Source organism: Psychrosphaera aquimarina, assembly GCF_032461525.1.
GTDB classification, from domain to species: Bacteria; Pseudomonadota; Gammaproteobacteria; order Enterobacterales; family Alteromonadaceae; genus Psychrosphaera; species Psychrosphaera aquimarina.
The window spans coordinates 485,801-498,836 of sequence record NZ_JAWCUA010000010.1 but is presented as its reverse complement, the minus strand read 5'-3'; the positions used below and the strand labels follow the sequence as shown (position 1 = coordinate 498,836).

The 13,036-nt window shown below is 38.3% G+C and carries 9 protein-coding genes and 2 pseudogenes; 8 read left to right on the top strand and 3 right to left on the bottom strand.

What is annotated here, in order from left to right; all coding sequences use genetic code 11:
* Positions 1-136 precede the first annotated feature (136 nt).
* Positions 137-997: a formyltetrahydrofolate deformylase gene (purU, locus tag RT723_RS14205; protein WP_315947727.1), complete on the top strand. Its 861-nt coding sequence runs from the start codon at positions 137-139 to the stop codon at positions 995-997.
* Positions 998-1,137: 140 nt separating this feature from the next.
* Here purU and RT723_RS14200 read toward each other — a convergent pair whose 3' ends face one another.
* Positions 1,138-1,605 carry a hotdog fold domain-containing protein gene (locus tag RT723_RS14200; protein WP_216053385.1) on the bottom strand — a complete coding sequence of 156 codons (468 nt, stop codon included), beginning with the start codon at positions 1,603-1,605 and terminating at the stop codon, positions 1,138-1,140.
* Between the two features lie 167 nt (positions 1,606-1,772).
* Positions 1,773-2,753 (bottom strand): class 1 fructose-bisphosphatase, encoded by a 981-nt coding sequence (locus tag RT723_RS14195; protein WP_315947725.1) that lies wholly within the window; start codon positions 2,751-2,753, stop codon positions 1,773-1,775.
* A 299-nt stretch (positions 2,754-3,052) separates the two neighbouring features.
* Here RT723_RS14195 and RT723_RS18190 point away from each other — a divergent pair.
* The 7 genes and pseudogenes from RT723_RS18190 to RT723_RS14155 all read left to right on the top strand — a co-directional run bounded on the left by RT723_RS18190 (position 3,053) and on the right by RT723_RS14155 (position 12,530).
* A pseudogene (locus tag RT723_RS18190) lies at positions 3,053-5,448 on the top strand (zinc-dependent metalloprotease).
* 156 nt (positions 5,449-5,604) lie between these two features.
* On the top strand, positions 5,605-6,975 hold the full coding sequence (gene mpl, locus RT723_RS14180) for a UDP-N-acetylmuramate:L-alanyl-gamma-D-glutamyl-meso-diaminopimelate ligase (protein ID WP_315947720.1): 1,371 nt from the start codon (positions 5,605-5,607) through the stop codon (positions 6,973-6,975).
* Positions 6,976-6,999: 24 nt separating this feature from the next.
* A pseudogene (locus RT723_RS14175) lies at positions 7,000-7,639 on the top strand (flavin prenyltransferase UbiX).
* 30 nt (positions 7,640-7,669) lie between these two features.
* Complete coding sequence (locus RT723_RS14170) at positions 7,670-8,614, top strand: ABC transporter ATP-binding protein (protein ID WP_315948537.1); 945 nt, start codon at positions 7,670-7,672, stop codon at positions 8,612-8,614.
* Position 8,615: 1 nt separating this feature from the next.
* The gene (locus tag RT723_RS14165) at positions 8,616-9,383 is read left to right on the top strand and encodes an ABC transporter permease (RefSeq protein WP_216053390.1); all 768 of its coding nucleotides are present in this window, start codon (positions 8,616-8,618) and stop codon (positions 9,381-9,383) included.
* A 248-nt stretch (positions 9,384-9,631) separates the two neighbouring features.
* Positions 9,632-11,254 carry a methyl-accepting chemotaxis protein gene (locus RT723_RS14160; protein ID WP_315947718.1) on the top strand — a complete coding sequence of 541 codons (1,623 nt, stop codon included), beginning with the start codon at positions 9,632-9,634 and terminating at the stop codon, positions 11,252-11,254.
* A gap of 172 nt (positions 11,255-11,426) precedes the next feature.
* A complete protein-coding gene (locus RT723_RS14155) occupies positions 11,427-12,530 on the top strand; it encodes a phosphoribosylaminoimidazolesuccinocarboxamide synthase (RefSeq protein WP_315947717.1) in 1,104 nt (367 codons plus the stop codon).
* Positions 12,531-12,601: 71 nt separating this feature from the next.
* Here RT723_RS14155 and RT723_RS14150 read toward each other — a convergent pair whose 3' ends face one another.
* On the bottom strand, positions 12,602-12,970 hold the full coding sequence (locus RT723_RS14150) for a DUF3718 domain-containing protein (protein ID WP_315947716.1): 369 nt from the start codon (positions 12,968-12,970) through the stop codon (positions 12,602-12,604).
* Positions 12,971-13,036 lie beyond the last annotated feature (66 nt).

The following is a 13,036-nucleotide window of genomic DNA, read 5'->3' as shown; positions in this document are numbered from 1 at the left end:
GGAAGTAATAACCTAATCAATTCCGCTATTGTGTAATTTAATTACAAACAAAGTTTAACTTATGCCAATATCGGCTTTATTTTTTCTGTTTTAATCATTAAGTTAACACCCTAGAATTATATCCATTTGGCACAACATGAATCTCGACAATAAATTAACCCTGACTATTTCCTGCCCAGACCGCGTTGGTCTTGTTGCTGCAGTGAGCCAATTTTTAGCAAAAAATAATGTTTCTATCTTAGATGCCAATCATCACACCGACAGCGAAACCCAGTGGTTTTTTATGCGCCACGAAATGTTATTTGATCCAGAAGTGATCAGCTTTGAAGATCTAAATAAAGAATTTACTTTTATCGCAGAGCACTTCCAAATGAAGTGGGCAATCACCCCTAAAAAAATAAAAAACAAAGTGGTGTTATTAGCCAGTAAAGAGTCTCACTGTTTAACTGACATTTTGCACCGTTGGCACGAACAAGAGTTGGATTGTGAAATTGTAGCGGTAATTGCCAATCATAAAGAAATGGAAAAATTTGCAAACTGGTATCAATTACCGTTTCATCATATTGATTTTAAAACCGATAAATCTGCGGCTTTTACACAACTTGAACAAGTAATAGAACAATATAACACCGACACCATAGTGTTAGCGCGTTTTATGCAGATATTCCCTGACGCTCTATGTCAAAAATTCAAACACCAAGTGATCAATATACACCATAGTTTTTTACCTTCATTTGTTGGTGCAAAACCCTACCATCAAGCCTATGAGCGCGGCGTAAAACTAATTGGCGCTACCTGCCACTACGTCACAGCAGACTTAGATGCAGGGCCTATTATTGAGCAAGAGATCTCGCGAATTAGCCACAGTGATTCCGTGCAAGACATGGTGCGAAAAGGTAAAGAATGTGAGAAGTCGGCACTTGCCAGAGGGTTAAGATACCATCTTGAGCACCGAGTGATGGTACAAGGCAATAAAACGGTGATCTTCGCTGATTAACCATGTATTGATGAGATCTTGTATTGATTAGATCTTGTATTGATTAAATCTTGTGGATTAGTCCATATTCATTTTCTAGCCACCAATAAAAAACGGGTAAACCTTGTTTACCCGTTAATCTCTAACACTATCGATTTGATTTATTTAGCTTTTTTAGCTGAAACCCAAAGTTTGATATGGCCTTTAACGACCACAACATCATTATCGTCATAGGCATTTATCTCAACGAACACGTCCCCTTCTTGCCAATGATTGTCTGGTAATACCGCAACACAACGAATGTTAGAATCAGCCTTAGCAGTGTAATCAACTTGCATGCCCTTTGGGATCCAACGTAAGTGTTTCGGAATTGATGCTTCGGCCATAAAACCCATCGCCATTTCTAAACCATTACAAATAGCGATTACATGTACAGTTCCAATGTGATTTTCGACTGCACGTTTCTTCTTAATCAAACAATGACATTCACCTGGTACTAATTTACTAATAACCGGAGACACCGTTTTAAAGTAAGGAGCTTTACGAGCGGCAAACATTGAAAACATTTTATTACCCAAAGGTAACTTGGTTAATTTGTTATATAATTTTAAAACGTAGTTTTGGCTCATTCGCGGGTACCCTGTTTAATATCGCTCTTTTATTTATGCCACCAAATTAACACATCCGACCAGACAAACTCAAACGGTTTATCCTTGTTATTCAATTTAGCTTAAAACATAAAAAAACGCTCAAATAGACAACCTATATGAGCGCTTTATTTACGACCTAAAACACCTTATTGATTATGGTAGTCTAGGCAAATTTTAACTTCTTGTTTAGAGCCTAAAATAACAGGGACTCGTTGATGCAATTCTGTTGGTTGAATATCTAAGATATTTTGTTCACCGGTCGATACTAAGCCACCAGCTTGTTCAATCAATAAACCCATAGGATTCGCTTCATATAACAATCTTAGTTTATTTGGTTTGCTTAAGTCGTCGGTGTGAGCTGGATAAGTAAATAAACCACCTCGACATAAAATTCTGTATACATCACCTACCATGCAAGCCACCCAGCGCATATTAAAGTTTTTACCTCTAATCCCGCCTTTGCCATCCAAAATATCGCGAATATAACGTTGCATTGGGATTTGCCACTTGTGCTGATTAGAGGCGTTAATCGCAAACTCTTGCGTTTCTTCAGGTACTTCAATGCGTTCTTGTGTTAACAAGAACGATCCATGGGTTTTATCTAGTGTATAAAACTTCACACCTTTCCCGGTGGTTAACGCCAAGATAGTCGATGGGCCATACATTACATACCCAGACGCAACTTGATTACGTCCCGGCTGTAAAAAGTCAGATTCGGTGATGGCATCGCCGGCTAATTTTTCATCCGGCACGGGTAAGATAGAGAAGATAGTGCCAGTTAAACTGTTTACGTCTATATTTGAACTGCCATCCAATGGATCAAACGCAACTAAGAAACGTCCTCCGTGCACACCTTCTACAATAAAGTCTTCTTCTTCTGATGCGATTGCTCTGACAAAACCTGACTCAAGTAACATGTCTTTTAATAATTGATTGGATAATACATCGAGTTTTTTCTGGGTCTCACCTTGAATATTCTCATCTAACGTTGAGCCTAAAACACCCGCCAGATCAGCTTGGCCTACCCGGAATGAAATATCTTTACATGCAGCCAAAATTGTACGAATTAACGAAATTAAATCGAGTTCTACACCATCTTCACGTAATACCGGAGCTAATCTACGCATAACTTAACGTCACCTTTTTTTATTAATTGGAGAATAATTATAAATAATGTTTAGGCGCTTACTTTACAGTATTCAGGATGCTTTTGCATGTGCATAAGTTGAACAAACTGAAAACTTTCATAGTGAATTACATAATAAATTGTTTATAGTTAGTCACTGTTTACTTTGATGAAATACTAATTTTGCGGTATGAACAACCATAAATCACTATTCCCATAAACCGGCTAATCAGGCACACTTAAAATACGATTAAAGGTAATTAACAATTTACCGCACATTGCAAAAAATGGAGTACCAAGATGGCGACTGCGATTAAGTTTTTCGGATTCATTTTGCTTTTAGTATCAGGCCAATTAATGGCAAAAGATATCACTAGCTTTACTAAAGGCATGAAAGAAGGAAAAGGATTCTTTACTTTTTATTATGATGAAAACAAGGATAAAGTTTACTTAGACGTAGATAAAATATCACAGCCATTTTTATTCCAAAGCTCTATGCCCCAAGGGATAGGTTCCAATGACATTGGACTTGATAGAGGCCAATTGGGCGATACTCGTATTGTGCAATTTGAGCGTTATGGCAATAAGGTGTTATTAAATCAACTAAATACCTATTACCAAGCTAAATCCCAAAATGCGGCAGAAAGGCAAAGTGTTAAAGAAGCCTTTGCAGAGTCGGTAATTCAAGGTTTTACCATTGTTAGCCAAGATGACGATTCGGTACTAATTGATTACACGCCATTTCTATTAAGTGACATACACGGTATTAGTCGTAGTTTAGCGGCCGGTAAACAAGGTAACTTTTCGTTAGACAGTTCACGCAGTGCTGTATTCATGCCTCGCAGCAAAGCATTCCCAAAAAATACAGAGTTGGAGTCCGTCGTCAGCTTTAAAGGCAGTTCACCAGGTAAACATGTCAAAAGTGTTGCGCCTGATCCATATAATATTACCGTACATTTACACCACTCGCTGATTGAACTTCCAGATGATAATTATCAACCTAGAGCGTTCCACCCTTATTCAGGATTTTGGAGTGTAGAAACCAAAGATTACGCAGTGAGTCTAGATGAAGATATGGCTGTTAAATATATTCCACGCCATCGTTTACACAAAAAAATCCAACAGCAGAAAGAAGTGAAGCGGTAGCCCCTATTATTTATTATCTCGACCCTGGTGCGCCTGAGCCTGTACGTTCAGCATTATTAGATGGTGCAAAATGGTGGAGTAGCGCATTTGAGAAAGCTGGTTTTATCAATGCCTTTCAAGTGAAAATGTTACCTGAAGATGCTGACCCTATGGATGTGCGTTACAACACAATTCAGTGGGTACACAGAGCCACTCGCGGTTGGAGTTATGGCTCGTCGGTTATTGACCCAAGAACCGGTGAGATCCTTAAAGGTCATGTTACCTTAGGTTCATTGCGCGTTCGCCAAGATTATTTGATTGCTCAAGGATTAACGGCACCGTTTACTTCGGATAATCCTGATACCAGTGCAATCAAAGAAATGGCGTTGGCACGTATTCGCCAGTTATCGGCTCATGAAGTAGGCCACACTTTAGGTATCGCTCATAACTTCTCAGCTTCAGTGAATAACCGCGCTTCGGTCATGGATTACCCTCACCCATTAGTGACAATTAAAGACGGTAAAATTGATTTATCTAATGCCTATGACGACAAAATAGGTGTGTGGGATGAATATGTAATTAAATATGGTTACAGCCAATTTCCAGATAACAACACTGAACAGCAAGAGCTCGCGTCATTAGTGGCCAGAACCAAACAACAAGGTTTCTTATATATGTCTGATCCGGACGCGCGTCCATTAAGTGGTGCGAACCCAGAGGGGCACTTATGGGATAACGGTGACAATCCAGTCGTTGAATTGGAACGAATGTTAGACGTACGTAAGTTAGCACTTAATAACTTTGGACTTGATAATTTAGCTAGTGGTAGAGATGTATCTGACTTGCAAGAGATCTTAATTCCTATCTACTTATTTCATCGCTTTCAAACCACAGCTGCGGCAAAGGTTATTGCAGGTGTTGATTATAGTTATCAAGTTAAATCGGATAATGAACTAGGTGCAAAAGCAGTCAATTTTGACCAGCAGCAACAAGCACTAAATGCTATTTTACGCACATTAACCCCTCAGGAACTGGTTATTCCAAAACATATTGTTGAGCTTATTCCGCCAAAATCATACGGTTCTTATCGCAACAGAGAAAGTGCGCCAAGTAAAACTGGATTGGTGTTCGACCCGATTGAACTGGCGTCTGCCTCCGCCCAACATTCGTTAAATGCGTTGTTAAATCCGGCTAGGTTAAATCGAATTTCTCAACAAGTAGCATTGCATTCAGAGACACCTACTTGGTCTTTACCTTTGTATTTAACTCAAATTATTAACGCAACCGTCAAAGCAGATTCAGACGCTGGCGTTAACCACCTATTACATAAAAGAGTCGCGGCTTTAACCATAGAATCGTTAATGAAGACCTTATTAAACGAACAGACATCGATAGAAGTGAAAGCAGAAATCTTTGAGTCTTTACATGAGTTAAATACTTGGTTGTCCTCATACTCTAGAAAAAACAGCTTCAATAACTTACTTAGCTATCATTTAGCTTGGTATTTTGAGCATAGACAATGGTTACCGCTAATAACACCGACCGCAATGCCACCGGGCTCACCTATTTAATTATTATCTGATTCAAGTAATTAAATGTTAATTTGGCAGGGATGACGCTTTGCGTCTCGCTTGCCCTGCGTTATTATTCCAATCACTAAATATCATCTTTTTAAATTGTGCGACACAATTAATCAACGAATGAGATCAAAGGAATTTTTCACTTTCATGCATATTCATATATTAGGTATTTGCGGTACGTTTATGGGTGGCATTGCTGCCATTGCCAAAGAACTTGGACATAAAGTGACAGGTTCAGATCAAAACGTATATCCACCTATGTCAACTCAACTAGAAAAGTTAGGGATCACCTTAACCCAAGGTTGGAGTCCGGAGCAATTTAATCCCGTGCCAGATATAGTGATCATTGGGAATGCAATGTCCCGTGGAAATGAAGCAGTTGAATACGTATTGTCGCGCAAGCTCCCTTACACCTCAGGCCCTGAATGGCTGAAAAACAATTTATTGCAAAATAGATGGGTACTAGCGGTCGCAGGTACCCATGGTAAAACCACAACAACCAGCATGTTAACTTGGATATTGTCCGATGCAGGCTTTAACCCAGGTTATTTAATTGGTGGTGTACCGGGTAACTTAGACTTGTCGGCAACCGCAGGAATAGATCCGTTTTTTGTTATAGAAGCTGATGAATACGACACCGCCTTTTTTGATAAACGTTCTAAGTTTGTGCATTACCTACCAAATACATTGGTATTGAACAATTTAGAATTTGATCATGCTGATATTTTTGATGATTTAGATGCAATCAAACGACAATTTCATCATATGATCAGAACCGTGCCTAACAATGGTTTGATACTTAATAACGCCGACGATGTGAACATCACTGAAACACTTGAACTCGGTTGTTGGACGAAGACACAAAGTGTTGGTCAGCAAGGTGATTGGCAAGTGAACTTACTTGATAACAAACTCGGTAACCAAGACGGCTCTGCATTTGAAGTTATATTAAACCAACAAACTTTAGGGACTGTTAATTGGGACATGACAGGTTTACATAATGTTTATAATGGCCTGATGGCTATAGCAGCGGCAAGACATGCTGGTATTGATGTTCAAGTTGCTATTCAAGCATTAAACCAATTTAAAACGCCAAAGCGTCGTATGGAGCAAATTTACGCTCAACATGACATCCATGTTTACGACGATTTTGCTCACCATCCAACAGCCATAACCACGACTTTACAAGGTTTACGTAACAAGGTTGGAGATGCCCGCATTATTGCTATTTTAGAGCCACGTTCCAACACCATGAAAATGGGTGTACATAAAAATACCTTGGTGGAATCTTGGCAACAGGCAGATAAAACATTTGTTTATCAAGACCAACAACAATCTTGGCAGTTACCTTCTGATATAAATTTAAAGGTTTGTGATGATATCGAATTAATTGTCAGCCAAGTTGTTGATTTTGTGTGCCCTAATGACCATATAGTTATAATGAGCAATGGTGGGTTTGGTGGCATCCATGTTAAATTAACCAATGCTATCAACAACAAATTTACCAATATCTCGTAACATTCTAAGTTAAAGGCTAATGTCATGTCTGTCATTGACAGTAACAACCAATATTCCGGCCAAATTACGATTGGCATCACTGGTGCGTCTGGCACTCCCTATGCGGTTGAATTAATTAAACAATTAGTAAGTAGTGATATTCAAGTTTTTGTCATTATTTCAGCTGCAGCACGTGTTGTATTTAAGACCGAAGCCGACATTGATGTACCGGGGCATCCTCAAAAAGCCACTGAATTTTTCACTGAGTTTTTTAATGCTAAACCCAATCAAATTACCGTTTTTGGTAAAGATGAATGGTTTTTCTCCTGTTGCTTCAGGTTCTGCAGCACCAAAACAAATGGTGATAATCCCTTGTTCGACTGGAACCTTATCTTCCATCGCGGTGGGCGCATCTGATAATTTATTAGAGCGAGCGGCAGACGTTGTGATCAAAGAACGTGGGCAACTCATTATTGTGCCTAGGGAAACCCCTTTTTCCTCGATTCATTTGGAGAACATGTTAAAACTTTCTAACTTAGGCGTCACTATAATGCCAGCAGCTCCCGGCTTTTATCACCAGCCAACATCAATCGATGACTTGGTGCAGTTTATGGTCGCGCGGGTATTGGATCATTTAAAAATTAATCAACAAATAGTGCCTCGTTGGGGCTATACAAAATCTTAAGAAGCTATTATGAAAACGTTAGAGCCAACTATGAATGCTTTAGAAATTACAGACCTGACTAAAACATACCAATCAAAATCCAGAACGGTTGAAGCACTAAAAGGGATATCGCTAAATGTTAAACAGGGCGACTTTTTTGCTTTGTTAGGCCCAAATGGTGCGGGTAAATCGACCACAATCGGTATCATAAGTTCATTAGTTAATAAAACATCTGGCACAGTTAAAGTGTTTGGTCATGACATAGATAGCGAGTTAGAAGTCGCTAAAGCGCAAATTGGCTTAGTCCCGCAAGAATTCAACTTCAATATGTTTGAAACGGTATTACAAGTGGTAGTCAACCAAGCAGGCTATTATGGTGTAGAACGTGCTGAAGCGTTAACACGTGCCGAAAAGTATTTAAAACAAACCGACTTGTGGGAAAAAAGAAACGCCCGTGGTCGTGAATTATCAGGTGGCATGAAACGTCGTTTAATGATTGCCAGAGCATTAATGCATGAACCAAAAATCTTAATTTTAGATGAACCAACTGCGGGTGTTGATATTGAGATTCGTCGTGGCATGTGGGAATTTTTAAAAGACTTAAATGCGCAAGGCATTACTATCATCTTGACCACTCATTACCTTGAAGAAGCTGAAATGTTGTGCCGTAACATAGCGATTATTGACCAAGGTAAGATTGGCCAAAATACCAATATGAAATCATTATTGGCAACGCTGAATGTTGAAACCTTTGTATTAGATACCAAGCCTTTTGAACAACCGCCAGTGTTAAACGATTATCGTCATCAGGTTATCGATGACCATACTATTGAAATAGAAGTACAAAAATCTCAAGGTTTAAACGACGTATTCGCTCAGTTATCTGAACAAAATATTCAAGTATTAAGTATGCGTAATAAAGCCAATCGACTAGAAGAACTGTTTGTTCGTATGGTTGAAGAAGGCAAGTCTGGTCAAACAAAGGAAGCTAAATAATATGTTGTCATATTCAGTTGCATTAAAATCGATTCTTACTAAAGAATGCACACGTTTTCTTAGAATTTGGGTGCAAACCTTAGTACCTCCTGCGATCACCATGACATTATATTTTGTCATTTTTGGTAATCTTGTCGGTTCACGTATTGGTGAAATGGGCGGCTTTGATTATATGTCATTCATCGTCCCGGGTTTGATCATGATGTCAGTCATTACCAACTCTTATTCCAACGTGGCCAGCTCTTTTTACAGCGCTAAGTTTCAACGTAACATAGAAGAGTTGCTCGTTGCCCCTGTACCTAATTACATCATAGTTTTGGGTTATATTGGCGGCGGCATGTTACGTGGTTTATTGGTTGGACTTATTGTGACGTGTGTCTCTATGTTATTTGTTGATATTCAAATACACAGTTACACCATATTAATATTTACCGTATTAATGACGTCTATGGTGTTTTCATTAGCCGGCTTAATCAATGCTATTTTTGCTAATAGTTTTGATGATATTTCAATTATCCCAACCTTTATTTTAACGCCTCTGACTTACCTTGGTGGTGTTTTTTATAGCTTGACTTTATTGCCTGAAATTTGGCAAGACATCTCCAAAATAAACCCAATCGTTTATATGGTTAATGCGTTCCGTTACGGTTTCTTAGGTGTTTCTGACGTTAACTTAACTTTTGCCGTTGCCATGATTTTTGGTTTCACCGTCATCTTCTTTAGCCTTGCTTTATATCTTATTAATAAAGGCATTGGCATCCGTTCATAATCCCCCTCAATTTGGAAACGTAATTAATCTAAATTAATTACGTTTCCTCACACTATTTATAAAATATGTGCTTTAATTATTTGTAGTTAACTGCATGTTGCTATTAAAGTTTTAAATGTTTGATGCAGTTATTGAATCTTATAATTATTGCCCAAATCAATTTTCATAAGATTTGAATAAAGGATCTTTGATCTGTGCCGATATTAGTATTGCGCAACAGGTATTTTTTGTAATTTTGAGGTAATCGTGTGACCAATTTAAAGAATTTAAGTGTATTTATAAAAGTAAATGTCATTACCGTCATTGCTATGCTTGCGTTGATCACGGTCTTAATCTTAAACGCACTTGCTATCAGTGAAAATAATAAGAGCCTTGATGAGCTAAAAGACAAACGCTACCTTATTGCTCAATATTCTACGGCTAACTCATTTATCATCAATAGAATTGATGAACGTTATACCCAAGCCGTGACTTTTGGGGATGAAGATTTAATTACCTCCGCCGGTGAACAGTACAACCTATTAATTGAAAACATTGAAAAAATAGAATCATTAGATAACCCATCTAATTCACGTTTATTAGAAAAATTTAAATCCGACTTACAAAGCTATAACGTAATTGCGAAAGACATCGTAAAAGGGTTTATTAATGAGTCATTAGACTTCTCCGTAATTCAGCAGAAATCCAAAGTTAAAGCTGACCTATACGAAAATATCAACAAAGCCTTAGACGAATACAAAAAACAATCAGACGACTTATACTCAAAAATGGCTGATGATGCTAAAGCACGATCTGAAGATGCAATTACCCAAAGTATTATTATCTCGATTGTTCTGACCATATTAATCATCTTATTGGGTTATATAATCGGTACCAATATTCGTAAAGCCGCATCAGATGCTGCTGCAACATTAAGTGAATTAGCGGAAGGTGAAGGCGATTTAAAATCTCGGTTAAACGTCGACAGTGAAGATGAAATTGGTCAGTTAGCCATTAACTTTAATAAGTTTATGGAAGTGTTGCGCGGGGCTATCAGTGATGTAATGTCGGTTGTACAACCGCTGTTAGATAACTCTACTCGTCTTATACAACGCATGGAAACGGCTGAATCTGCAATGCACAAACAAAGTGAAGATTCGGAACTTGTTAATCAATCAATGCAAGAAATGCATCATAGCGTTAATGAGATATCAAATTCTGCAGCTTTAGCCTCTCAAGCAACTAGCGATGCAGATTTAGAAGCTAAACAAAGTTTAGAAATATTGAGCCAGTCAATGGCCGTCTCTCAAGCGCTTAATAATGAAATTAAAGGGGCATCTGCGGTTGTTCATCAATTGGCTCAAGATACTCAAAATGTGAATAAAATATTAGATGTAATCACCTCGATCGCGGAACAAACCAATTTATTAGCGTTAAATGCAGCTATTGAAGCCGCGCGTGCTGGTGAACAAGGCCGAGGGTTTGCAGTTGTTGCAGATGAAGTTAGGGAATTGGCATCAAGAACATCAAAATCAACCACTGAAATTCGTGAGTTATTAAATGCACTGACTGAAGCGGCAAGCGCATCGGTTGATTCAATGGAAAGTGCCAGTGCTCAAGCAGAACGTAATGAAGAGTATGCAGCACAAACCGGTGACTCGGTTAAGAAAATTGCAGAACACATCAACACTATCAATGGCATAAACTCTCAGGTTGCAACGGCCACTGAACAGCAAACAGCTGTAACTACTACTGTTGTTGAAAACGTGAATGATATGAACGAATCCATTAGTTCAACATTAGAAGCGCTTAGCGGTATCCGAGATGTATCAAGTAACTTACATACATTGTCAGACGACTTGTTAGAAGCGGCTTCTAAATTTAAATTATAAAACATGAAAATGGACAAAAAGAAGATCACTTGATGTGGTCTTTTTTTATGTCTGAAAAATATATTTAAGGTTGGAGGATAAGTATTGAATTAAACGTTTGATGCCCACTAAAGGAATTTGCTAGAATCCTCAGCATTAAACATCCCGCACATTTCTTACTTTAGGAAGCCCAATGAGCTTAGCTAACTCGGTTTTGGCCGTAAACAACGACTTACCTATTATTACAGATCAAAAAGTTCACAGTGGGAAAGTCCGTTCTGTGTATTGGTTAACGGCTAAAGACAGTAAACGACTGATTGAACAAAATGGCTACAACGTTCAATCTGACGCCCCGCTAGCTATTATGGTCATCAGTGACCGTATCTCTGCATTTGATTGCATCTGGCACGGTGAAGGTGGTATTAAAGGCGTTCCTGGCAAAGGTGCAGCATTAAATGCAGTGTCAAATCACTGGTTTAAAATGTTTAAAGATAACGATTTAGCGGATAGCCATATTTTAGACATCCCGCATCCTTTTGTTTGGATTGTGCAAAAAGCCAAACCAGTAATGATCGAAGCGATCGCTCGTCAATATATAACTGGCTCAATGTGGCGCAGTTACGAAAAAGGCGAACGTGAATTTTGTGGTATTCAATTACCTGAAGGACTAACTAAAGACCAGAAGTTAGACGACATATTAATTACCCCTTCAACTAAAGGTATTTTAAAAGGCATACCAAATGTGCCAGAAGCGGACGATGTTAATATTCGTCGCCAAGATATCATCGAAAACTATCAAGCCTTTAATTTCTTAGACAAAAACGATGTTGATAAGTATGAAGTATTATTAAAACAAGGCTTCAACTTAATCAGTGGGGCATTAGCTAAATTAGACCAAATCTTTGTCGATACTAAATTTGAATTTGGCTATGTAAAAGATGCGGCTGGTAACGACAAGCTTATTTATATGGATGAAGTGGGTACACCTGATTCATCTAGAATATGGGATGGCCCTAATTTTAGAAACGGAAAAGTTGTGGAAAACTCGAAAGAAGGGTTTAGACAAATGTTACTTAACCACTTCCCTGATCCAGACATATTGCTAAATAAAAATAGAATGCCGGAACGTGAAGCATTAGCTCGTGATAACGCTTTACCTGAGTCTGTAATTATGGATATCTCATCTACCTACTTGAATATCGCCGAGAAAATCACAGGCAGTAAAATTGTATTATCCGATAATCCAAAACAAGAGGTTATTGACGTATTAGCAGAGCGTTATCAATTGATAAAATAAACATCATGTTTATCGCCGTAAAAACAAAAAAGGATGCCATAGGCATCCTTTTTCTATTTAATTAATTTATCTTATCGAGCAGCGATAGATGACGCTATTGGAGATGCAGCGTGGCCACTAGTGTTAGCCCAATCTAAATCACCAGATGATGCAAAGTGAGAAGCTGGCATACGTTTAACGATAAAGCTACCTACGTCTTCTGCATTGTTAGACATTGCATAACGAACTAAGTTTTCACCACCACAGGTAATACCTTCATATACGTCACGTAATTTCAAACCTGACTCTTTTAATTTTTTGCGAAAACGAGACTTATCATTTGCAGCTACATTTTCACAAATGCCATTTAAAGCTTCAACACCTGCAGCTTGAGCCGTTTGACTAAATGAAGCTGAAGCAAAACCAATCACTAAAGTTAACGCTGTCATTACTGTTTTCATGTTAAATCCTATTAAAAAATTTGGGGGTCTAATTTTGATGCGCGCATTCTATTGCCTTGGCTAAAA

Bases quoted from the DNA above. Each gene is read 5' to 3' on its own strand.
- mpl (WP_315947720.1), top strand. From the start codon at position 5,605: ATGCATATTCATATATTAGGTATTTGCGGTACGTTTATGGGTGGCATT.
- purU (WP_315947727.1), top strand. From the start codon at position 137: ATGAATCTCGACAATAAATTAACCCTGACTATTTCCTGCCCAGACCGC.
- RT723_RS14195 (WP_315947725.1), bottom strand. From the start codon at position 2,753: ATGCGTAGATTAGCTCCGGTATTACGTGAAGATGGTGTAGAACTCGAT.
- RT723_RS14155 (WP_315947717.1), top strand. From the start codon at position 11,427: ATGAGCTTAGCTAACTCGGTTTTGGCCGTAAACAACGACTTACCTATT.
- RT723_RS14200 (WP_216053385.1), bottom strand. From the start codon at position 1,605: ATGAGCCAAAACTACGTTTTAAAATTATATAACAAATTAACCAAGTTA.
- RT723_RS14165 (WP_216053390.1), top strand. From the start codon at position 8,616: ATGTTGTCATATTCAGTTGCATTAAAATCGATTCTTACTAAAGAATGC.
- RT723_RS14150 (WP_315947716.1), bottom strand. From the start codon at position 12,970: ATGAAAACAGTAATGACAGCGTTAACTTTAGTGATTGGTTTTGCTTCA.
- RT723_RS14170 (WP_315948537.1), top strand. From the start codon at position 7,670: ATGAATGCTTTAGAAATTACAGACCTGACTAAAACATACCAATCAAAA.